General features: G+C 61.0%; 19 protein-coding genes. 5 read left to right on the top strand and 14 right to left on the bottom strand.

What is annotated here, in order from left to right:
- Positions 1–8: 8 nt before the first annotated feature.
- Both ACP92_RS02855 and ACP92_RS02860 read right to left on the bottom strand, forming a co-directional pair.
- Positions 9–1,505 carry an N-acyl-D-amino-acid deacylase family protein gene (locus ACP92_RS02855; protein WP_013232607.1) on the bottom strand — a complete coding sequence of 499 codons (1,497 nt, stop codon included), beginning with the start codon at positions 1,503–1,505 and terminating at the stop codon, positions 9–11.
- A gap of 32 nt (positions 1,506–1,537) precedes the next feature.
- On the bottom strand, positions 1,538–2,776 hold the full coding sequence (locus ACP92_RS02860; protein WP_167578374.1) for an MFS transporter: 1,239 nt from the start codon (positions 2,774–2,776) through the stop codon (positions 1,538–1,540).
- A gap of 173 nt (positions 2,777–2,949) precedes the next feature.
- On the opposite strand from ACP92_RS02860, the gene ACP92_RS02865 reads away from it, so the two are divergent.
- Positions 2,950–3,837: a LysR family transcriptional regulator gene (locus ACP92_RS02865; protein ID WP_013232609.1), complete on the top strand. Its 888-nt coding sequence runs from the start codon at positions 2,950–2,952 to the stop codon at positions 3,835–3,837.
- A gap of 24 nt (positions 3,838–3,861) precedes the next feature.
- On the opposite strand, the gene ACP92_RS02870 is transcribed toward ACP92_RS02865, so the two are convergent.
- Positions 3,862–4,845 carry an MBL fold metallo-hydrolase gene (locus ACP92_RS02870; RefSeq protein WP_156181688.1) on the bottom strand — a complete coding sequence of 328 codons (984 nt, stop codon included), beginning with the start codon at positions 4,843–4,845 and terminating at the stop codon, positions 3,862–3,864.
- Between the two features lie 140 nt (positions 4,846–4,985).
- Here ACP92_RS02870 and ACP92_RS02875 point away from each other — a divergent pair, with 140 nt between their 5' ends.
- The 3 genes from ACP92_RS02875 to ACP92_RS02885 all read left to right on the top strand — a co-directional run bounded on the left by ACP92_RS02875 (position 4,986) and on the right by ACP92_RS02885 (position 6,978).
- Positions 4,986–5,360, top strand: a complete 375-nt coding sequence (locus ACP92_RS02875; protein WP_013232611.1) for a winged helix-turn-helix transcriptional regulator — start codon at positions 4,986–4,988, stop codon at positions 5,358–5,360.
- Between the two features lie 56 nt (positions 5,361–5,416).
- Positions 5,417–6,022, top strand: a complete 606-nt coding sequence (locus ACP92_RS02880) for a class I SAM-dependent methyltransferase (RefSeq protein WP_013232612.1) — start codon at positions 5,417–5,419, stop codon at positions 6,020–6,022.
- 131 nt (positions 6,023–6,153) lie between these two features.
- Positions 6,154–6,978 carry an alpha/beta hydrolase gene (locus ACP92_RS02885; protein WP_041311464.1) on the top strand — a complete coding sequence of 275 codons (825 nt, stop codon included), beginning with the start codon at positions 6,154–6,156 and terminating at the stop codon, positions 6,976–6,978.
- A gap of 593 nt (positions 6,979–7,571) precedes the next feature.
- On the opposite strand, the gene ACP92_RS02895 is transcribed toward ACP92_RS02885, so the two are convergent.
- Together ACP92_RS02895 and ACP92_RS02900 are read right to left on the bottom strand one after the other, a co-directional pair.
- Complete coding sequence (locus tag ACP92_RS02895; RefSeq protein ID WP_013232615.1) at positions 7,572–8,792, bottom strand: DUF6402 family protein; 1,221 nt, start codon at positions 8,790–8,792, stop codon at positions 7,572–7,574.
- Between the two features lie 578 nt (positions 8,793–9,370).
- A complete protein-coding gene (locus ACP92_RS02900) occupies positions 9,371–10,573 on the bottom strand; it encodes an ammonium transporter (RefSeq protein WP_041310099.1) in 1,203 nt (400 codons plus the stop codon).
- Positions 10,574–10,929: 356 nt separating this feature from the next.
- Between ACP92_RS02900 and ACP92_RS02905 the strand changes: the two genes are divergently transcribed.
- Positions 10,930–12,558: an alkaline phosphatase D family protein gene (locus tag ACP92_RS02905; protein ID WP_013232617.1), complete on the top strand. Its 1,629-nt coding sequence runs from the start codon at positions 10,930–10,932 to the stop codon at positions 12,556–12,558.
- A gap of 46 nt (positions 12,559–12,604) precedes the next feature.
- Here ACP92_RS02905 and ACP92_RS02910 read toward each other — a convergent pair whose 3' ends face one another.
- From ACP92_RS02910 to ACP92_RS02950, 9 genes are all read right to left on the bottom strand, one after another.
- Positions 12,605–13,402 carry an IclR family transcriptional regulator gene (locus tag ACP92_RS02910; protein WP_013232618.1) on the bottom strand — a complete coding sequence of 266 codons (798 nt, stop codon included), beginning with the start codon at positions 13,400–13,402 and terminating at the stop codon, positions 12,605–12,607.
- A gap of 123 nt (positions 13,403–13,525) precedes the next feature.
- On the bottom strand, positions 13,526–14,251 hold the full coding sequence (locus ACP92_RS02915; RefSeq protein WP_013232619.1) for an SDR family NAD(P)-dependent oxidoreductase: 726 nt from the start codon (positions 14,249–14,251) through the stop codon (positions 13,526–13,528).
- Positions 14,252–14,348: 97 nt separating this feature from the next.
- Entirely contained in the window at positions 14,349–15,635 is a 1,287-nt protein-coding gene (locus ACP92_RS02920) for an MFS transporter (RefSeq protein ID WP_013232620.1), read from the bottom strand.
- 242 nt (positions 15,636–15,877) lie between these two features.
- A complete protein-coding gene (locus tag ACP92_RS02925; RefSeq protein WP_013232621.1) occupies positions 15,878–16,612 on the bottom strand; it encodes an SDR family NAD(P)-dependent oxidoreductase in 735 nt (244 codons plus the stop codon).
- 11 nt (positions 16,613–16,623) lie between these two features.
- Positions 16,624–17,151 (bottom strand): 2,4'-dihydroxyacetophenone dioxygenase family protein, encoded by a 528-nt coding sequence (locus ACP92_RS02930; RefSeq protein ID WP_013232622.1) that lies wholly within the window; start codon positions 17,149–17,151, stop codon positions 16,624–16,626.
- A gap of 316 nt (positions 17,152–17,467) precedes the next feature.
- The gene (locus ACP92_RS02935) at positions 17,468–18,367 is read right to left on the bottom strand and encodes a LysR family transcriptional regulator (protein ID WP_013232623.1); all 900 of its coding nucleotides are present in this window, start codon (positions 18,365–18,367) and stop codon (positions 17,468–17,470) included.
- A 48-nt stretch (positions 18,368–18,415) separates the two neighbouring features.
- Positions 18,416–19,258: a dioxygenase family protein gene (locus ACP92_RS02940; protein WP_013232624.1), complete on the bottom strand. Its 843-nt coding sequence runs from the start codon at positions 19,256–19,258 to the stop codon at positions 18,416–18,418.
- A gap of 104 nt (positions 19,259–19,362) precedes the next feature.
- Positions 19,363–19,779: a DoxX family protein gene (locus tag ACP92_RS02945; RefSeq protein WP_013232625.1), complete on the bottom strand. Its 417-nt coding sequence runs from the start codon at positions 19,777–19,779 to the stop codon at positions 19,363–19,365.
- 176 nt (positions 19,780–19,955) lie between these two features.
- Positions 19,956–21,212, bottom strand: a complete 1,257-nt coding sequence (locus tag ACP92_RS02950) for a THUMP domain-containing class I SAM-dependent RNA methyltransferase (RefSeq protein ID WP_013232626.1) — start codon at positions 21,210–21,212, stop codon at positions 19,956–19,958.
- Positions 21,213–21,300: the final 88 nt, after the last annotated feature.

Below are 21,300 nucleotides of genomic sequence, written 5' to 3' on the forward strand. Positions count from 1 at the left end.
TTGCCTGGTCAGCTGCTTGCCTTGGAGCGGCAGGGCGCTTGATCGCGCCGCTTGCTCGCTGCGTGACGAGCAATTACGTGGCCCGCCCTTGCTCCCATGTGTTGTCCCAGCCGCCACGTCACCACGCCATTGACGATGACGGCATCGATACCCTGGGCGGGTTCTGCCGGTGTTTCATAGCTGGCGGTATCCCGAATCGTGGCCGCGTCGAACACTACGATGTCGGCGTAATGGCCGACCTCCAGCGTGCCGCGTTCGTGGAGCTTGAAATTGCGCGCGGTCAGGCCCGTCATTTTCCAGACGGCGACTTCCAGATCGAAGAGCCCGAGATCCCGGCTGTAATGCCCCAGGATGCGGGGGAAGGTTCCCCACAGCCGGGGATGCGGCTTTTCCCCGGTGGGGATGCCGTCCGATCCGATCATGGTCTCGTCGAAAGCAAGGATGTTGCGCACGTCACTTTCATCCATGCCGAAATAGACGGCGCTGGCGGGTTGCAGGCGCGCTGCGGCTTCTTCCTTGCTCACGCCCCATTCGGCGGCGATCGCATCGAGCTCGCGGCCAGCCTGCTCCGGATGCGGCTTGCTCGAGCTGATCAAGATGCGCCCGACCAAGCGCTTGGGGTCCCGGTGCAACATGGTGGAACTGGCGTTGTAGGGATAGCAGTCCAGGGCCACGCACTGGCATTGCATGGCCTGGCGTATGCGCGCCAGGGTCTGGGAGGACTTGCCGAAGTTATGTGCACGCTGCAACTTGTGATGCGAAATCACCACCGGTGCATTCAGCTCCCGGCCGATCAGGAAGCTCTCCTCCAGCGCCTCCATCGATTTGTCGGCCTCGTCGCGCATATGCGTGACGTAGAGTGCGCCGGTCCCGGCAATGGGGCGGCACACGTCGATGACTTCCTGGGTGCTCGCATGCGCTGCCGGCGGGTAGTAAGTCCCGGTGGAAATGCCGATGGCGCCGGCTTCCAGGGCTTCATCCAGCAAGGCGTTCATGGCGCTGATTTCATCTGGTCGGGCTTCTCTTTCCAGCGCATCCATCGTCATCACGCGCAAGGTGGAATGGCCCACCATGGCCGCGACGTTGACTGCCGATGGCGTCTGGCGCAAGGCGTCCAGATAGCTGCTGAATGTCTCAAAGCGGGTCCCGTCGGCATCGTCGAGCAGGCTGAGCGGCGCCGGCAATGGCGTGCCGGCACGCAGCGGCGCGATGCTGATGCCGCAATTTCCTGTGATTACCGTGGTGACACCCTGCGAGATCTTGAATGTCATGTCGGGTTGCGAGAGCACCGCCTGGTCATCATGGGTATGGGAATCGATGAAGCCGGGCGCCACTATCTTGCCGCTGGCGTCTATCCTTTGCGCCGCCTGGCGATGCGACAGGTTGCCGATCTCGGCAATGCGGCCATGGCGAACACCGATGTCGGCGCGGAATCGTGGCGCCTTGCTGCCATCGATGATCGTGCCGCCGGTGATCAGCAGATCGAATGCTGGACTGTTTTGCATCTGCATGTCTCGTATGAACTTGTTGAAAGGAATCAGGAGGTGTGGGAAGACGACGTCTCCGGCAGGGTCGCCGCTGGCGCCGCTGGTGGCGCCAGCCGCCAGGTCATGGCAATGAGGAAGGACATCATGGCCGAACCCACCAGGAACCAGAAGGCGGCCAGGTAAGCGCCATTGAACGCGACGATCAGGCTGCCCATGACCACCGGGGCGATCGAGCCGGCCAGCTGGCCGCCAAAATTCATCAGGCCGGTGGCGCTGCCGATCAGGTGCGAAGGGAAGTGCTTCAGCGGGACGGAAAAGACGGTGGCGTAGACAAAATTGAATGACAGCAGGCACAAGGTCCAGTAGACCACCAGCAACTCGATGACCGTGGTGGAGATCATGAGCGCCAGAAACACCGCGCAAGCCAGCGCGCCACCCATCATGAAGTACTTCTCACGCCCCTTGCCGTGCTTGTCCAGCAGCCAGCCCACTACATTGGTGCCCAGAAACGCCAGCAGATAAGGGATCGCCGATGCGATGCCGATATGCAGCAGATCGATCTGATACACCTTCAACAGAAAGGAAGGCATCCAGGAGATCATCCCGATATAGACGATGCTGGTACAGAACCAGATGGCGGTGAGGCGCAAGGCGGTGGGATTCTTGACCAGCTCGCGCAGTTGATTCTTTGGACGCGCGGCGCTTCTTGCCTGTTGTGCGGCCATGCCGCTTCTCAGCGCCAGCCACAGGATCGCGGCCACGATCATGCCCACGAAGGCAAGAATGTGGAAGGTGCCGCGCCAGCCGAGATAGACCACCGTCAGCGCCACCATTCCCGAGCCGACCGCATTGCCCAGAAAGACCGTGGAGATCAGAAAGGATTTGGCGCGTGCACGCTCTTGTTGCGGAAAGACTTCCGCGACGGTGACCGAGCTGGCAGGGGAGAAGCATCCTTCTCCGGCGCCGAACAGGAAGCGGATCAGCAGCAGTGAGGCGAATGACCAGGCCATGCTGGTGAGCCCGGTAAACAAGGACCAGGCCACCACACACATGACAACGACGATGCGTGAGCCGTAGCGGTCGGACAGCCATCCGCCCATGAGTTGCATGAGCGCATAGCTGACGTAGAAGGCGCTGAGCACCATGCCGGCCTGTTGCGCATCCAGGGCGAATTCCTTGCTGATCGGTATGATCGCCGTGCTCATCACGATGCGGTCTGCATAGCCCACGGCCCAGGCCAGGAACAGGGCCGACAGGCAGATCATTTTCTGCGCTCGCGTAGTTGCCATTGGCATCTTCTCCTCAATATTGTCGATGTTCTTGATGTCGGATGATCGGCAAGCCGCGCCATCATCTGCATGTGTCGACTATAGGAGAGCGGGCTGGCCATCGTCCAATGAGAAGAAATTGCTGCCCCATAACCTAAGGTTATATACTTGTTTGTCCATTGTCTGGAGCTGCCATGCGCCTGCGTCATATCGAGATTTTCAGCGCCATCATGCAGACCGGCAGCGCCATCGGGGCGGCAAGATTGCTCAACGTGACGCAGCCGGCCATCAGCAAGATGCTGCGACACGCCGAACAAACGGTGGGCTTTGCATTGTTTCTGCGTTCGGGTGGGAAGCTGGTTCCCACCCCGGAAGCATTACGGCTGCAGCAGGAATTGCAGCCTTTTGATGAACAGCTGGCGCGCATCCGGCGGGTGGTCAGCAATCTCGCCAGCGGGAGCGAGGCGCCCTTGCGCATTGCAGCCACGCCGGCCATTGCGCATCATCTTGCACCCAAGGCCGTGGCATTGTGGTGCCAGGCGCATCCCGATTCAGAATGCCTGCTGTCGGCCTCGCATACCCGTGAACTGCTGTACTCGCTGTTGCTCAACGAGGTCGATATCGCCCTGACCATGCAGCCGATCTCGCATCCCAACCTGATCACCACGGTCGTGTGCGACTGTGACATCTATGCCATCGCGCCGGCCCAGTGGTGGCCGCAAGAGCGGCTCGATACTCCCATCACGCCAGATGAGATTGCCGGACAGCCTTTCATCTCCATCGATATCCGCTCCCATCTGGGAGCATCGGTATCAGCGTGGCTGGCAGGCGTGTCTCCCCCTCCCGATGTCAAGGTCACGGTGCAGACCTATACCTTGGCGCGATCGCTGGTAGAGGCGCGTATTGGCATCGCCGTGGTCGATCACTTCACCGCCAAGGCAGGGCACGCAGACAAGGAAATACAGATGCGCCGGATCGACTTGCCTACGGCCAACAAGGTCTACGCCATCACCAATCGTTCCAGGCCGGCGCCCAAATCGGCGAATTTCCTGTTGGAGGCAATCCGTTCCTTGCCGGACTGAGGGGGCGATGAAGAGGGCCGGTCCTCAGTTGCCCACGTCCCGCACGACGGCCGAGTAAGGAATGGGCGCCCAGGCAAAGCCATCTCCCGCGCGGAGGATATGCCCCAGTCCAGGAAAGGAGAGGTGCGGTCCCGCAACCAGTTCATGCGACTGCGCCAGCGCTTCCAGCGCTGCTATCCGGGTTCGGGCGGCCTGCGCCTCGTCTGCATCGAAATCCACGGTCACGTTCGGATGGGGAAGTTGCACCTCTGCGGCATGGATGATATCGCCGACGACGCGCATCCGACGACCTCGGCTTTCGATGTCGTAGAAGCTATGACCCGGCGTGTGGCCCGGCGCCGGAATGGCTTCTATGCCCGGGAACAGGGTCGTTCTTCCGCTGAATGTCCTGATGCGTCCCGCCGCCAGATAGGGCGCCAGCGCTGCCCGTCCTTCAACGAACATCTGCTGGTGGCTGGCCTTGGCCTGCGCTTTGGCGGAATCACTCATCCAGTAATCCAGCTCGCTCTTGGCCAGGAAGACATCTGCGTTGGGAAACTGCCTTTCACCGTCTCGGGCCAGACCTGCCGAATGGTCGCCATGGACATGCGTCAAGAGCACGGCATCAATGGAGGCGGGATCATAGCCGGCGATCTTGAGCGTCTCGACCAGATGGCCGCAGCAAGAACCAAAGACCTTGCCGGCGCCGCTATCGATCAGAATGCGTCGTTCGCCGGTATCGATCAGAAAGGCATTGATGGAGGTTTCACGATTCACCGGCTCCCCGGCATCGCGGAACTGGGCAGTCAGCGCGTGCTTGTCCATGCCATGCATGATCTGGTCGAAAGGCACAGGGGTGGTGCCGTCGGTCAGCACCGTGACTTTGAAGTCACCAACAAGCACGCGATAAATCCCAGGAGTTTGAGAGAAGGTTTGTGCCGCCGTCAATTGCGGGCCATCGGCAGCGTGGACGGTTGCCGCACTCATTGCCGAGAGTACGGATGCGAAAATCAGGACAATCAGTTTCATCACTATCACCATCAAAGTAAGATAAACAGTCTCAACAGCATCAACAACATTCACAACATCAACAGCCGCGACAGGCAGCTTGTGGCTGATAATGGTGAGCCCTAAGTGACGATAGTTAAAGTACTAACCTGACGGTAAGTATGGAAAAAGAGAGAAAAAAATTCCGCCAGATTGACTGCAGCGTGTTTCTGGCGGATTGTCCCGCGCGCGACGTGTTGGCGCTGCTGGCCGAAAAATGGACCCTGCTCGTCTTGCACGCGTTAAGTGAGAAGACGTATCGAACAGCTGAGTTGAGAAGGCGCATTGGCGGCGTATCGGAAAAGATGCTGATCCAGGCCTTGCGCCGTCTTGAGCAACATGGTCTGGTAAGTCGCATGAGCTACCAGACCGTTCCGCCGCATGTTGAATATTCGCTGACACCGCTGGGGGTATCGTTGAGCAGCATCGTTTGCGCCTTGGATACGTGGGTGGAGACGCACGCATTGGAAATCAGCGGGTGGGAGAACAAGCACTAATTGGCATCCAGCGGCAACCAGCGTCATTGATGAGTATTGATAACAAGAGGAAGAAGATGGAAAAGAAAGTGGCAGGAACCGCCGGCTATGGAGAAAACGCGGCGCAGTTGGCAACGCAGTATGAAAGCATCGAATTCGAGGCCCTCCATCACGACGTCCTTCATTTGTTTCCAACCCAGCCCAGCGCGATCCTGGACATTGGCGCAGGCTCTGGCCGCGACTCCGCTGCGCTGGCGCGCAAGGGACACGCTGTCACGGCAATAGAACCTTCGAAGGAATTACGCGAAGAAGGCCAGCGACGTCACGCCTTGCTCGATATCCACTGGATTGATGATCATCTTCCTGATCTGCAGGTGGCCAAGCGACTGGGGCGAACTTTTGACTTGATATTGCTCACCGCGGTATGGATGCATCTGGAAAAACAGGAGCGGGAAATTGCGATGCAGGCGATTGCCGGGTTGTTAGGTCCCGAGGGGAAGGTCATGATGACACTGCGGCATGGTCCTGTTCCTCCAGGCAGGCAGATGTTTGATGTCTCACCGCACGAAACTGTTGAACTGGCGGCGCAATCCGGTTTGCAGGCGCGACACCTCAGCGAACGTGCCGATATGTTCGACCGTACTGATGTACGTTGGAGTGTCGTTGTGTTGGAGAAGGTGTAGCAGTAGTGATCCGGCTTTCGCATTTCATCGTAGGACCCGATCCCGGCCTGGCCGGACGTATGAAGGAGCTGTCTTCAGTCGCCATGTTTCTCGGCATGTTCATCAACACAAGATCAATTCACGCTGGCACGATGCCAGTCATGAGCCGTCTGCTCATTGCAGCCCTGCTGCTGCTCTTGTCCGCTTGCGCCAGCGACCCCTTGGCGAACGCCGATGCCATGACGCAAGCGGCTGGCTTGCGGCGCGAGCTCACCAGGAGCGGTCCCTTCCTGCTGACCGCCTATGTGCGCATCAGCCGCCTGGACCAGCCGTTGAACCTGTATATCGAGGGCGATGGCCTGGCCTGGCGTAGCCGCTACGAGCCCTCTGCAGATCCCACGCCGCGCAAAGCCTTGGGATTGTCGCTGGCGGCGGCGGACAACAGCGCCAACATGGTCTACCTGGCGCGACCTTGCCAATTCACGCCCATGGCCAGCAACCCCGCCTGCAATGTCGGCTATTGGACGGGCAAACGATTTGCTCCCGAGGTGGTAGCGGCGATGAACGAGGCGGTCGGGCATTACCTTGAACGCGTTCCTGGTCAGCGTGTCAATCTGGTCGGATATTCCGGCGGCGGCGCCATCGCGGTGTTGATCGCCGCACGCCGCAACGATGTGGCCACCGTGCGCACGGTGGCTGGAAATCTGGATCACGTCGCGTTGAACCGCTGGCACAAGGTGACGCCGATGTCGGATTCACTCAACGCCATCGATGTGGCAAGCCGCGTCGCCGGGATTGCGCAACTTCATTTCAGTGGAAGCGACGACGTCATCGTGCCGGAGCGGTTTGCCAGGGCGTTCGTCCAGCAGGTCGGGGCCTGCGCGCATCTGAGGGTGCTACCTGGGTTATCCCATGAGGGAGACTGGGCGGCGATATGGCCGAGCTTGCTGAGGGAGGCGCCGTACTGTGATCATTGAGAGGTCGACAGACCAGAGGGGCCTGCTGGTGCTTGCCCGACCTTTAGTCTGAGCGAAATTTTCCCGGACTGCGTCCCGTCAGTTCCTGTTGACGCAGGAACCCGTCTGGCCAAGGTGCGTTCCTATGCGCCTTGGCCAGGCCGTGAGGCAGTGAATATAGGTCCATCTGCATACGGATTATTGGAACGCATCTCACGCCTATTTATGAGGGGGGGAGTGCACTCAAAATAGGGGTAACCGTGCCCGGATCCAATCCCATTTGGTGGGAGGGATCGATATCGACTGCATGGGACTTTCCCTAGCGCTGTCGAAATAGATGATTGAATCTACTCCTTCAGTCAGATCACGTTCAGTCGCCGAATTCACGTAGTAAGAGAAGTAGCGCTCGGCGAGTAAATCCCCGGACCTACCGAAGACCTGGAGTCTGATTTTGGTACCGTTCTTGATGTCGGCCCCGCACAGCTTGATGTCGTACATTGCACCATGAAATATCTTCTCGCCACCGTTTAGATCCTTCGTGAAGGATTCGCAGCGTCCATAGGTCGGTTGAGCAAGGTGGGCGCAAAGACCAAATCCAATATAGACCACCAACGCTATGCCAATGAGTTTAACGGCTCTAGTCTGCATATCTCGCCAAGTTTGAACACGATAGGTTTTTTCAGTTTGAGGTACACGGGCTTCGAATAGATCATGAAATCTTGGCCTCTGTCATGTTTCTCCCGCCATCGATTGTAGTCAGCGTTAAAGACCGGGAAATAGACATCTGACTCCCTGAAATTAGCGAAGAAACTCCTGCGGGTGTCTACCGGTTTGTTGATGGCCTTTACCCATATATCAATATCTAAATCCCTCTTTGGTTTATTAGACCCTATAAGCCATGTACCTGGCGCAATGATAATTCCATGCCTATTCCAGTGCCCCAAATATTGTTCGCCATTGAATGAGTAGTTGTCTTTCACGTAAGCGTAGACATGCGTAATCGTGCCAACGGCGTCGAGGCAATAAAGGCTTTTTGATTTTTCGTATCTGAAATACTTTTCGCCGGAGATGTCAACGCTACCGACAGCGACGTAGATATTGAAGTTTGCCAATGCTCCCGTAAGATCTGTCAGGGTGAAGCCATCAAAGGTATCTCCGTCACTTAGTGAGGAGAGTTGAAATTGCCAGTCGATGTGAAATTGCAGAAGATCTGTCAAAGATTGAGATGTGTTGAAGCTAAGATCGTTGGTTCGCTCCTCTGAAAACCGTTTTCTTATTCTCGTCAGAATCTTCTGTTTGGCTGAATCAACGGCGGCGGCATTGTAGATGTCTTTGGACAAGAGTTCTTCATATTTTTTCTTGACGATCCCAAACTTCAGCACCCATTCAAGCGTCACATCGGTGTCGTTGATCGGCTGGATCGACTTTGGATTGTTGTCATAGATGTGGGCGGGACCGGAAAACCACCTTCGCGCCAGTTTCGCCGAGACAGTCCAGCCCAAATTGTCCATGGCAACGGGCACATCCTGAAGATCGAAAATAGGCGGATTGTCGCAAACCTCTACTTCCAGTTGTTCAGGTTGCGCTTTCTTCTTTTGTTGGCTCGCTTTGGGATTCTGTATGTCTTGCGGCGGCGCAGATCGCTCCTGAGTCTTTTCTGCCGTCGCAGTGGGTATGGGCGGAGGTGGCTTCACGCCGGGGGCGGCTCTGTCAATCGCTATGCCTCTTGGTGTGTTCAGTGGGATGCATCCTCGAATTGCGCTGAATTCTTTTAATTTGGATCCGAATAGACCTTTCTGCAGGTGGTAATACGGGGCCTTTTTCACGTCCGCCATCGATACTCCATGAATGATTTGAGCAAGTATTTCAACAGTCTCGATTGAGCATTTTGATAGACCTCTCGCAGAGCATTTGGGGATCTGTTTTCACCACGGTCAGCTTTCCGCTCGGGGCTTGAGCCTGCCGTCGAAATGACTAAGGCGCATGCCATCAAGGTCTTGTTGCTGGAACTCTGGGACTGGTCGTAAATGACGAGAGGTAGTTAGCGATGGAGAGAGAAGCTCGCTGTTGGGGAGGATGATATTCCGACCGGACTATGAAGAAGACGGATCCCAGCAAGAAAACAGCTGAGCTAGAAGGAAAACTTGGCGAATATTAAATTTATTCGGACTGATATGCCTGAGGCGCGGCGTCCAATGGTGACTTTAGCGAATTCTCGTACGAGGTGTATTTGCAGAAGGCGCTGTTGTTCTGGCAAGTAGTTGATGCGTCCCACGCAATACTTGGCGATTCAGGTTGAAGAGCTCACTGGCAGTACGCTGTTGCCCATTGGCCAGGAGTCATCATCGTTCCTGGCCATTGATAGACAAGCTCTATGTTCAACGGATGTTTTTCTGCCAGCGCTGCAATTCATTTACCAACTGGTCTCCCTCTCCGCCGTAGAAGAAATCTTGTGAATGGCCAGATCCGCCCCTTCGAACTCCTGCTCCGGATCAAGGCGGATACCGACTGCCTTCTTGAGCAAGCCATACACGATCCACCCGCCCAGCGCTGCAATGACAATGCCCATCACGCTGCCGATCAGTTGTGACAGGAAGGACACGCCACCCCGGCCCCCCAGCGCCTGCAGGCCGAAGATGCCCGCCGCCAGGCCGCCCCACAATCCGCACAGCCCGTGCAGCGGCCACACGCCCAGCACGTCGTCGATCTTCCATTTGTTCTGGGTGCGGGTAAACATCCACACGAAGATCGCCCCGGCAATGCCGCCGGTGACCAGTGCGCCCAGCGGGTGCATCAGGTCCGAGCCGGCGCATACCGCCACCAGGCCGGCCAGCGGGCCGTTGTAGGCGAAGCCGGGGTCATTGCGGCCCATCAGCAGCGCTACCAGTGTGCCGCCGGCCATGGCCATGAGCGAATTCATCGCGACCAGGCCATTCATCTTGTCCAGCGTCTGCGCGCTCATCACGTTGAAGCCGAACCAGCCCACCGTCAGGATCCACGCGCCCAATGCCAGGAAGGGAATGTTGGAGGGCGGATGCGCAGCAACCGCGCCTTCCTTGCTGTAGCGGCCTCGGCGCGCGCCCAGCAGCAGCACGGCGGGCAGGGCGATCCAGCCGCCGACGGCGTGGACCACGATGGAGCCGGCGAAGTCGTGGAATTCTGCGTCGAAGGTGGCGGCCAGCCAGGCTTGCACGCCCAGGTGCTGGTTCCATGCAATGCCCTCGAAGAAGGGATAGACCAGGCCCACCAGCACGGCCGTGGCCACCAGCTGCGGATTGAACTTGGAACGCTCGGCAATGCCGCCCGAGATGATGGCCGGGATCGCGGCGGCAAAGGTCAGCAGGAAGAAGAACTTCACCAGCTCGAAGCCGCTGCGCTGCGCCAGCGTCTCGGCGCCGGCGAAGAAGCTCACGCGATAGGCGACGTAGTAGCCGATGAAGAAATAGACGATGGTCGATACGGCAAAGTCCGCCAGGATCTTGACCAGGGCATTGACCTGGTTCTTCTTGCGCACTGTGCCCAGCTCAAGGAAGGCGAAGCCGGCATGCATGGCCAGGATCATGATCGCCCCTAGCAGGATGAAGAGGGCGTCTGCGCCGTTTTTGTGATCGTCCACCAGAAAATCTCCCAAAAAGTGTGCGAGGAAATGCTTGAAAGCCAGGACTAAAGCAATTTCCGTTCCATTTTGGTGAGAATTCAGCAGATCATTGATTCAAAAAGACTTTTTTAGTGCGTCAGTGTCTTGTCCGGCAAAGTGCTGCACGAACTCCGTGCATGCAGAGGGGGCGGGAGGATGTCGAGCTTCATTTTGGTGCGCTGGATGGGGGCGGTATTCCATTCCCCCCAGTGTCGATGAAAATCACCGCATTTCGGGCAGGGTCAGCATTAGTCAGCGCGATTTCATGGGACGGTCATACATGATTGCTAAATTGCAATCCCCCGTGTATCGCTCACCCCCTCACAGGAGTCGCCATGCCAGACCAGAACCCGCCAGCCGACCACAGCCGCCGCCGCTTCCTGCGCGACAGTGCGGTCACCACCGTCACCACTGCCGCCGCGCTTGCCAGCCCGGCCGCTTTGTCCGCCACCCCGGCCGCACCGGCCATCGTCACTTCCGAACGCCTGCGCCCGCAATTGCCGGGCGGCGTCATGAGCGGGGATGTCACCCGCGACAGCGCCATCCTCTGGGCGCGGGCCGACCGCAATGCCCGCATGCTGGTCGAGTACTCGACCAGCGGGAACTTCTCCAACCCCGTCCGTATCGCCGGTCCCACGGCGCTGGCGCGGGAGGACTACACCGCCCGCGTGGACCTGCGCGACTTGCCTGCCGGCCAGCGCCTGTATTACCGCGTGCGCTTCCAGGACCTGGTGCATGAGTCGGCGCTGAGCGAGCCGCTCACCGGCAGTCTCATGATGCCAGCCTCAGCGCACGGCCAGGCGCGTGACATCACCTTTGCCTTCTCGGGCGATGAAGCCGGCCAGGGCTGGGGCATCAACGAGCAGTGGGGCGGTTATCGCGTGTACGAAAGCATGCGCCGCTTCCGTCCGGATTTCTTCATCCATTCGGGTGACCAGATCTATGCCGATGGGCCGATCCAGGCTGAAGTGAAGCTGGACGATGGCAGCCTGTGGCGCAATGTGGTGACCGAAGCCAAGTCCAAGGTAGCGCAGACGCTGGACGACTATCGCGGCAACTTCGCCTACAACATGCTGGACGCCAACAAGCGCCGTTTCGCCGCCGAGGTGCCGTTCCTGGTCCAGTGGGACGACCACGAGGTGCGCAACAACTGGTACCCGGGCCAGGAGATCGGCGCGGCTGAAAAGCGCTACGACGAACGCAACATCGATGTGCTGGCCGCCCGTGCGCGCCAGGCCATGTTCGAACACAATCCCTTCCGCATCGACAGCGCCGATCCTTTCCGCATCTATCGCTCCTTCAACCATGGGCCGCTGCTGGAAGTGTTCATGCTGGATGAGCGCAGCTATCGCGGCCGCAATTCGCCCAATCGCCAGAAGGGCGGGCACGATGCCGACTTCCTCGGCCCCGAGCAGATGCGCTGGATTAAGCAGGCGCTGCTGCGTTCGCGCTCGACCTGGAAGCTGATCGCCAGCGATATGCCGCTCTCCATCGTGGTGCCGGACCTGAACCCGGATGTGCCCAAGGGGACCTTCGAAGCCTGGGCCAATGCCGACAATGGCAAGCCCTCCGGGCGCGAACTGGAAGTGGCCGAGCTGCTGCGCTTCATCAAGCAGCATGACATCAAGAACGTGGTCTGGGTGACGGCCGATGTGCACTACGCCTCGGCCACGCACTACGCACCGGAGCGGGCCCAGTTCACCGACTTCAAGCCCTTCTGGGAATTCGTCGGCGGGCCGATCAATGCCGGCACCTTCGGACCTGGCGAGATCGATCGCACCTTCGGTCCGGATGTGCGTTTCGTCAGCATCCCGGCGGACATGAAGCAGAACCGCTCACCGGCGGAACTGCTGCAATTCTTTGGCATCGGCAAGATCGATGCGAAGAGCAAGACGCTCACCGTCACGCTGCACAACACCGACGGCAAGGAGATCTACAAGGTGGAGTTGCCGCCGGAGGCCTGATCGGGTGATCCCTTGATGGATGTGTTGTAGCAAGGCTGGACCGGGATCAGCCCGGTCCGGCGAGCTTGCGCGAGATCGTCGCACAGGCTTGCAGCAGCGGTTGCACATAGGCCTGCTGTGCATCGGGCAGGCGACGATAGAGCGGAATGCTCACGCTCACGCAGGCGACCGGCACGCCATCGGCACCGACGATGGCCGCGCCGTAACAGAAAATCTGGGCTTCGTTTTCTTCACGGTCTTCGGCGTAGCCGCGTGCGCGGGTGTCTTCCACATCGGCGCGCAGGGCGGCCAGTTCGGTATGCGTGTTGGCGGTGAAGGCTTGCAGATGCAGCGTACGCATCAGGCGTTCGCGATGCGCTTCTTCCAGTCCGGCCAGATAGGCCTTGCCCACCGAACTCGAATACAAGGTCACGCGGGTGCCGATGCGTGAATCCATGCGCACTGCTTGTGGACTTTCCAGCTTCTCGATGTAGACCATGCTGTGATCGCTGGGCACGGCCAGGTGCACGGTCTCGCGGGTGAGGTCGCGCAGCTGGCGCAAGGACTCGATGGCGGTGGTGCGGATGTCGCTGCGGTCCCAGGCGCGGCTGGCCAGGTTGATGAGACGCGGACCGACTTCATACTGCTTGTTGCGCGGGTTTTCCACCACCATGCCTTCGGCCATCAGTGCAGCCAGGATGCGATAGACGGTTGGCCGCGGATAGCCCGACAATGCGGCCAGTTGCGCGATGTTCAAGGGCGCGTCCTGGTCGGCGATCAGTTGCAGCACCACCATGAACTTGGAGAAGGCGGCGGTGCCGGCGATCCTGGCGGCGTCATCTGGAGGTAGGGCGTGGGCGGGCATGAGCGCGGGCGATGGAAACGGAGTCGCGGGAGATTATAGCGGAGCCCCTGCGTAAAAAATCCCGCGCCGCCTGGAGCCTCGGCGCGGGCAAATGGCATTGCACGTGAAAGCAGGGCGGATGGCTCAGGCCACCAGGTAGCCGCCATCCACCGGCACGATGGCGCCGGTCATGAAGGACGCCGCCGGTGAACACAGGAAGGCCACCACCTGGCCGACGTCTTCCGGCTGCCCCCAGCGGCCCAGCGGGGTGCGCGCCAGGATGGGGCCGGCGCGCACGGGGTCGTCCTGCAGGGCCTGGGTCAGTGGAGTGGCGATCCAGCCGGGCGCCACCGCATTGACGCGGATGCCGTCAGCGGCATAGGCAATGGCCAGCGACTTGGTCAGTTGCGCTACGCCGCCCTTGCTGGCGCTGTAGCCGGGTACCAGGCCGCCGCCGAAGAAGCTGAGCATGGACGCCGTATTGACGATGCAGCCCCTGGACTGCCTGAGCAGCTCGCGCGCGGCGGCGCATACGCGCATGGTGCCGGTGAGGTTCACGGCGATGACCTGCTCGAATACTTCCGTCTCCAGTTCCGCGCCTCGCTTGATGATGCCGGCGCAGTTGACCACGATGTCCAGTTGCGTGAGGCCGGCCAATGCAGCGCGTACGCTCTCTTCGCTGGCGACGTTCATCTCCACCAGGGTGACCTCGCTGCCGGCGAATTCTTCATGCGCAAAGGGCGGCAGGCCGGCGGCGATCACGCGGGCGCCGAGTGCAACCAGTTGTCGCGCGACAGCCGCGCCTATGCCTTGCGTACCGCCGGTGACCAGGGCGGTCTTGCCCTTGAGCAGATCGGGAATGAAGCTCATTGTTTTCCTTGTGGTGGGTGGCAGGAGACTGGCTGGATGCCGCTACCCGCAGGCGGCGGCATCGGGTCAGGCTACTGGTGCATGACGGTGGGGAGGATCAGGCGTGGGACTCGATGGGTTTGTCCACCACGAACATGTAGACCAGTGCTGCGGCAAAGGCGACGGCGGCGCTGATCAGGAGGGCGTTGACGAAGGAGTGGGTCTGGTCCACCACCACGCCGGTGATCACGGGGGCGAGCGAGCCGCCGAGATAGCCGCCGAAGTTCTGCATGCTGCCCAGCGACGCCACCAGGCGGCGCGGAATGGCCACCGACACCAGCGCCCATGCGCCGCCCGAAGCCATGTTCACGAAGGCCATGGCCAGCGAGATGTAGACGATGGCCATGGTCGTGCTGGGGGTGTAGGCCGCCGGGATGGTGAAGGCGCCGGCGCCGATCAGGCCTGCGCAGATCGGCCATTTGCGGCTGCGGATGGCGGGCATGCCGCGCTTCATCAGGCCATCGGCGATATAGCCGGAAGAGAGCATGCCGAGCGTACCGAAGATGTAGGGGATCACCACCACCCAGCCGGTGCGCGCAATGGAGAGGTGGCGCTCATGCTCCAGATAGGCCGGCAGCCAGGTCAGGTACAGCCACACCATGTAGATCACGCCCATGAAGCCGAACAGCATGCCCCAGGTGGTGCGGTAGGTGAAGAGGCTCTTCCATTCGCTCCAGCTCAGCTTGGCATTGGCGTTGGGATCATTGTCGTGGTCATCGGCCAGGTAGAGCACTTCGGAGGGCGTGAGCTGGACTTCGTTGCGATTGCGGTAGAACAGGTACCAGCCCACCGAGACGGCGATGCCCAGCACGCCCATGATGACGAACATCATGCGCCAGCCGAAAGACAGCATCAGGATCGTGAGGATGGGCGGCGCCAGCGCCGGTCCGATGGTGGAGGAGGCCACGAAGATGCCGGTCGGTCCGCCGCGCTCGCGCATGGCAAACCATTCCGAGACCACCTTGGCGCCGGCCGGGAACTGCGGCGCTTCGCCTAGCCCCAGGAAGACCCGCGCCACCAGGAACTGCTGCAGGTTGTTGACGAAGCCGCCGGCCAGCTGCGCCACCGACCAGATGAACATGCCCGCGCCCAGCATCACGCGTGCGCCGAACTTGTCGAGCATGGCGCCGATGGGCAATTGCGAGAAGGCATAGGCCAGCGAGAAGGCCGAGAGCAACAGGCCCATCTGCGAGGCAGAGAGATTGAGTTCCTGGCTCACCGAGTGATTGGCGATGGACAGGGTGCTGCGGTCGAGGTAGTTGACGATGCCGGCCAGCATCAGGAAGCTCAGCGCGACCACCTGTATGCGTTTGAGCCGGGGGCTCTTTTCCTTTTGGACTTCCATGGGTTACGTCTCCAGTGTGAATGAGTCAATGCCATTGGCTTGCTTCGTGCCGGCTCCGTCTGTTGCGGTGCTCGCTGTCGATGACATGGCCGAAGCGTCATGCAAGGATGCTGTCTTGAGGACGTTGTGGATGCCGTCCCTGCTACTGCTCCGGCGCCGCCCGAGTCAGGCCTCGGTGTGGCCTGGCTCGGGCGGCGATCCTTGCTTGCCCGGATGATTCCTTTGGTCGAGCGGCAAGCCGCTCAGTAGGTCGCGCGCCCGCCCGAGAGATCGAACACTGCGCCGGTATTGAAGCTGCAGGAACCGGAGCACAGCCATGCGCACATGTCGGCGACCTCATCGACGCTGCCCAGGCGATGCATGGGGCTCTTGGCGATCATGGTCTGCACATGCGCCGGCGACATCTGTCCCAGCAGCGCGGTCTTTACGGCCGCTGGTGCAATGGCGTTGACCAGCACGCCGCTCTCGGCCAGCTCCTTGCCCAGCGACTTGGTCAGCGCCAGCACGCCCGCCTTGGCGGCGCTGTAGGCCGAGGCATTGGGCGTGCCTTCCTTGCCGGCCAGCGAGGCGATGTTGACGATGCGTCCGCGTCTGGCCGCGCGCATGGCTGGCGTTACGCTGCGGCAGGCATGGAAGACGCCCAGCAGGTTGACCTGCACGATGCGATGCCACTCACCCACGTCATACTCGTCCAGTGGCACGGTGGGACCAGCGTAACCGGCGTTGTTGATGAGGAAATCGATGCGGCCGGTGTCGGCCAGCAATTCCTGGGCGGCCTGCATGACCGCAGGGGCGTCGGTGATGTCGATGCTTTGTTGCCGATAGGGCGAGGCCGCGTCATGGTGCTGGTCCCAGACCACTACCTGCGCGCCGCCAGCGGCCAGGCGCGCGCTGATGGCTGCGCCGATGCCGCCATGGCCGCCGGTGACCACGGCCACGCAGTCGCCAAAGTCATAGGATGCGCGGGAATAAGTCATTTCATTCATCCTCAGCGTACGAAGCGATCGACGTAATCACTGCCCAGTCCAACCGCTTCATAGTGCTTGCGGCACATGTCGAGCTTGGTGAAGACATCCTCGTAGCCTTCGAACTTGCCCCAGGGATCGCAATAGAACATGACGCCGGTGATGTGAAAGTAGGTGATCATCTCGTCCACCTCTTCGGGCACGTAGAGGGTGTGGGTCTCGCCCGGCGGCTCGAAGACGTAGCTGCCTTGCTCGGCGATCCAGTCGTGTTCCAGGTAGCGCCACTTCCCCTTGAGGACCATGCCATGCACCGGCGCCGGATGGCGGTGGCGCGACAGCACACCCGACTTGCGTACGCGCAGCAGGTTGGTCCAGTAGCCCTGCGAGACATTCAGGCACAGCGGTCGGAACCAGACGTTCTCGGCCTGCGGCACCCAGATGCGCTCATCCTCGGGGATGGCCGGGTTGACGACGATCTCCAGCGGCGCTTCCTTGGGGTTGGGGAATTGATAGGGCTGCATGCGCGAATCGGCGGGCATGGGGCTGCTCATGGGTGTCTCCTGTTGAGTGGGGCGTCGACGGCTGTATTTTTATTTGTCCGTATTATGGACATTACGTCTGCTATGTGGTCACTGTGCTTCAAGCAAAACGCAGTGTCAATGCCGTCCAGGTCTGGCAGACCGGTAATGAAAGCGAGTCAGGCGGCGGAATCTGGCTATAAGGCCATGGATAGGAAGGAAACAGCGTGTACCCTACAAGGCGAGTCAGCCGGCAGGTGGGTCCGCATGAAAAAATTTGCAGCAGGCGTTTCATCTCCGTCCTGCGGGAAGCCGCAGGCGGAGGATGAGAACGTGGTGGGATGCCGCCTCAGTCGTTCCAGTGGACCTGGGCGAAGGCCTCGGTAAGGAAATCCAGCATGGCCCGCATCTTGGCCGGCAGGTGGGCGCGGCTGGGATAGACCGCGTAGATGCCCAGTTCGGGCGCGCCATAGTCTCCCAGGATGGAGACCAACTGGCCGCTGCGCAGGTACTGGTCGATCATGAAGGTGGGCTGGCGGGTGATGCCGATGCCGCCCAGCGCCGCCTGTACGCAGCTGTCGCCATTGTTGACGTGCAGGCGCGAACTCACGCGCACGCTCACCGGACCTTCCGGGCCGTTGAACTGCCATTCGTCCTTGCTCTGGTTGTAGCTGTAGCTGATGGTTTGGTGCTGGGCCAGTTCGTGCGGATGGGCCGGCGTGCCGTGGGCGTCGAGATAGGCGGGCGAGGCGCAGACATGCAGGCTGGTGCTGGTGAGCTTGCGATGGACCAGGGTGGAGTCGGACAGGCGGGCGATACGGATGGCCATGTCATAACCCTCGTCGATGATATCGACGATGCGGTCCGACAGGGTAATGTCCAGCGAGATCTCGGGATGGCGCTCCAGGAACATCGGCCACAGCGGGGCCAGGTGCAAGACGCCGAAGGTGAGCGGGGCATTGATGCGCAACAGGCCGGTGGGCTTGGCGCTGCCGGAGGAGAGCAGGTCATCGGCCTCTTCGAGGGCGGCGACGATCTGCTTGCAGCGTTCCAGATAGAGGGCGCCGGCTTCGGTGAGCGAGAGCCGGCGCGTGGTCCGCTGCATCAGCCGCGAGCCCAGGCGGGCTTCCAGTTCCAGCACCGTGCGCGAGACCGCCGCCTTGGAAATGCCGAGGGCCTCGGCGGCCTTGACGAAGCTGCCCAGGTCGGCCACGGCGATGAAGCATTCGATTTCGCGCAGTTTGTTCAAATCATCTATCCCCTGAAGGCGCCGCGTGCGCCCTCGAGCAGGGGCGACTCAGGCGGCGACCGGTTGTTGCGCCAGCAGGCGGGAGCCGGTGCCGAAGGCAAAGGCGTCCATGCGCAGGCTATGATACGTCGAACCACTGTCCAGGTGTACCAGCTGGGTCCAGTCATCGGCCGCACCCATGGCAAAGAAAAGGGTCAGCAGGTGTTCATCGCTGGGATGATTGCGCACGGCGTGCGGGGCGGTGGTCCGGTAGCCGAACAGGGCGTCGCGGTCGCCGGCCTGCATGCGGTCCAGGAACCATTGCAGGAATTGCAGCGTATGCGGGGCATCGCCGCTATCGGCGTCGTTGCGGCGCAGTTCGCGCAGGTTGTGCGTGAAGCTGCCCGAGCCCACCAGCAGGATGCCTTCCTTCGCCAGGGGCGCCAGCAACTGGCCCACCTGGAAGTGATAGGCCGGCGGCTGCTGCGATTGCAGCGACAGCTGGATCACCGGCACATCGGCCTGCGGATACAGGTAGCGCAGCGGCACCCAGGCGCCATGGTCCAGGCCCCAGCCGCCATCGGTATGGGCCGGCAGGCCGCCGTCGCGCAGGCGTTGCGCCACGTGTTCGGCCAGGGCCGGGGCGCCGGGGGCGGGGTAGTCCAGTTCGTAGAGTGCTGGCGGGAAACCACCGAAGTCATGGATCACGCGCGGCTTGGCCTGGTTGCCCACACGCGGGGTGAAGGTTTCCCAGTGCGGCGACACCACCACGATGCCACGCGGACGCGGCAGCGTCGCGCCGATGCCGGCCAGCAGCGGACCGGTGCGACCAGGCTCCACGGCCAGCATGGGCGAACCGTGCGAGACGAACAGCGAGGGCAGGGGGAGGCTATCAGCGGCGATGGTGGACATGACGGGATTCCTTGGATATTGCACTAAATGATATAAAACATTGACGCCGGGCGTGCGGCCCGGCTGTTTGTATGACCAGTGATGACTTGTGATGAGCTGTGCCGTTACCTGCGCGGCTCTTCACGCTTCAAGGCAAAGGCGCCGTCGCCCAGCAGGAACACCGCGATCAGGCCGACGATCCACAGCGCCAGGTATTCCCAGCCGCCCTTGGGGTTGGTGAAGAAGAAGCCGGCCTTGCCATGCACCAGCACGATCGCGCCCAGCAGGTCGGCTGCCAGCGGCAGGGCCAGCCAGCGGCCATAGTAGCCCAGTACCAGCGCAATGCCGCCGACCACTTCCAGTGCGATGACCGGATAGGCGAACCAGCCCGGTACGCCCAGCGAAGCAAAGAAGCCGACGGTGCCGGCCGGGGTGAAGACGAAGATCTTCAGGCCGGCGTGGACCAGGAAGAAGACGCCCATGGTAACGCGCAGCAGGAAGGCGGCGTAGTCGGCGCGGGTGTTGACAGTGACGGTGCTCATGATGATCCCGGGAAAGTGTGGAGTGGATGAAGGATGGTCGGCGTTGCGCATTTTTCTTGCGGCGCTATCAGCAATGACCATGTCCACACTGTAGGGGAGAAGGCGGGCCGGATAAACCGGTGGTGGCGGGATGGATTGTCTTGGTGAGGTTGACAATCCATCCGTGCCCGCGAAGATCAGTCTTCGCTGTCGCGCGAAACCGGCTTGGCTTCTTCACGGCGGTTGTAGCCGGCCACCATGTCGAAGCGGAACAGGCGGCATTCCAGGGCGCCGTTGAAGAACGGGGTCTTGCGCGATTCCTTCAGGCGCATCAGCTTGGGCAGGCCCAGGTCAGCCGAGAACAGGAACACGCTCCAGCCGGCAAAGCGCTGCTTCAGGGTGCTGGAGAAGGCGCTGAAGAATTGCGCAAACAATTCTTCGGTCGGCAGGGCGCGATCGCCGCGCACGCCGATCCGTTCGCCGTAGGGCGGGTTGGAGAGGATGATGCCGACCAGCGGCTTGCCCTCGGCGTCCACCGGCGGCTTGATTTCCTGGGCTTCGATCTGCTTCAGCGGCACCTCGAAATGCACGCCGGCGCGCACCAGGTTCTTGCGGGTCAGCTCGACCATGTCGCCGGAGATGTCGCTGCCGAAGAGCGTGGGCGTGGTCGGGATGGGATTGGGTTTGAAATCGCCCTTGATGGCGAACCAGGCATCGGCGTCGAAGTTGCTGAACTTCTCGAAGGCGAAGCGGCGGCGTGCGCCCGGCGGCACGCCGGCGATGATCTGCGCGGCCTCGGCCAGGATGGTGCCGGAGCCGCACATGGGATCGAACAGCGGCACGCCCGGCTTCCAGCCGGCCGTGCGCAAGAGGCCGGCGGCCAGGTTCTCGCGCAGCGGCGCGTCGCCGGTCTCTTCGCGCCAGCCGCGCTTGAACAGCGCCTCGCCCGAGGTATCCAGGTAGACCGTGAAGTTGTGGGCGTCGACGAAGCCGGCGATGCGCATGTCAGGCGTACGCGTGTTGACCGAGGGACGCAGCTTGAACTGGTCGAGGAAGCGGTCGCAGATGGCGTCCTTGATCTTGAGCGTGGTGAATTCCAGGCTGCGCAGGGGCGACTTCACCGCAGTCAGGTCCACGCGGATGGTGTGCGAGACCTTGAACCAGTCTTCCCAGGCTTGCGCGAGCGTCAGGTCGTAGATGTCGTTTTCATTCTTGTAGGAACCATGGCCCATGCGCAGCAGCACGCGGCTGGCGATGCGCGAGTGCAGGTTCATCTGGTAGGCCGCCAGCAGCGTGCCCGAGCAGTGCACGCCGCCAGGCACCTGGTTGTGCACCTTGAGGTTGGCGGCGGGACCGGCGTGCTGGGCGATCTCGTTGAGTTCTTCGGCCAGGGCGGCTTCCAGGCCGCGCGGGCAGGGACAGAAGTAAGAGTAGTTGGTGTCGGGAGATTGCATGGGAGTACCTTTTATCCGTTGGAAAACAAAGTAACAAAAATGAAAAAAGCCGGACTGCGCGGCTCGGTGCGCAGTCCGGCGTCATTGT

Origin of the sequence: Herbaspirillum seropedicae, assembly GCF_001040945.1 — a bacterium.
GTDB classification, from domain to species: Bacteria; Pseudomonadota; Gammaproteobacteria; order Burkholderiales; family Burkholderiaceae_D; genus Herbaspirillum; species Herbaspirillum seropedicae.

What these genes read in the sequence shown, in the direction of transcription:
- ACP92_RS02855 (WP_013232607.1), bottom strand. Translation starts at nt 1,505, where the DNA reads ATGCAAAACAGTCCAGCATTCGATCTGCTGATCACCGGCGGCACGATC.
- ACP92_RS02860 (WP_167578374.1), bottom strand. Translation starts at nt 2,776, where the DNA reads ATGGCAACTACGCGAGCGCAGAAAATGATCTGCCTGTCGGCCCTGTTC.
- ACP92_RS02865 (WP_013232609.1), top strand. Translation starts at nt 2,950, where the DNA reads ATGCGCCTGCGTCATATCGAGATTTTCAGCGCCATCATGCAGACCGGC.
- ACP92_RS02870 (WP_156181688.1), bottom strand. Translation starts at nt 4,845, where the DNA reads ATGAAACTGATTGTCCTGATTTTCGCATCCGTACTCTCGGCAATGAGT.
- ACP92_RS02875 (WP_013232611.1), top strand. Translation starts at nt 4,986, where the DNA reads ATGGAAAAAGAGAGAAAAAAATTCCGCCAGATTGACTGCAGCGTGTTT.
- ACP92_RS02880 (WP_013232612.1), top strand. Translation starts at nt 5,417, where the DNA reads ATGGAAAAGAAAGTGGCAGGAACCGCCGGCTATGGAGAAAACGCGGCG.
- ACP92_RS02885 (WP_041311464.1), top strand. Translation starts at nt 6,154, where the DNA reads ATGCCAGTCATGAGCCGTCTGCTCATTGCAGCCCTGCTGCTGCTCTTG.
- ACP92_RS02895 (WP_013232615.1), bottom strand. Translation starts at nt 8,792, where the DNA reads ATGGCGGACGTGAAAAAGGCCCCGTATTACCACCTGCAGAAAGGTCTA.
- ACP92_RS02905 (WP_013232617.1), top strand. Translation starts at nt 10,930, where the DNA reads ATGCCAGACCAGAACCCGCCAGCCGACCACAGCCGCCGCCGCTTCCTG.
- ACP92_RS02910 (WP_013232618.1), bottom strand. Translation starts at nt 13,402, where the DNA reads ATGCCCGCCCACGCCCTACCTCCAGATGACGCCGCCAGGATCGCCGGC.
- ACP92_RS02915 (WP_013232619.1), bottom strand. Translation starts at nt 14,251, where the DNA reads ATGAGCTTCATTCCCGATCTGCTCAAGGGCAAGACCGCCCTGGTCACC.
- ACP92_RS02920 (WP_013232620.1), bottom strand. Translation starts at nt 15,635, where the DNA reads ATGGAAGTCCAAAAGGAAAAGAGCCCCCGGCTCAAACGCATACAGGTG.
- ACP92_RS02925 (WP_013232621.1), bottom strand. Translation starts at nt 16,612, where the DNA reads ATGACTTATTCCCGCGCATCCTATGACTTTGGCGACTGCGTGGCCGTG.
- ACP92_RS02930 (WP_013232622.1), bottom strand. Translation starts at nt 17,151, where the DNA reads ATGAGCAGCCCCATGCCCGCCGATTCGCGCATGCAGCCCTATCAATTC.
- ACP92_RS02940 (WP_013232624.1), bottom strand. Translation starts at nt 19,258, where the DNA reads ATGTCCACCATCGCCGCTGATAGCCTCCCCCTGCCCTCGCTGTTCGTC.
- ACP92_RS02945 (WP_013232625.1), bottom strand. Translation starts at nt 19,779, where the DNA reads ATGAGCACCGTCACTGTCAACACCCGCGCCGACTACGCCGCCTTCCTG.
- ACP92_RS02950 (WP_013232626.1), bottom strand. Translation starts at nt 21,212, where the DNA reads ATGCAATCTCCCGACACCAACTACTCTTACTTCTGTCCCTGCCCGCGC.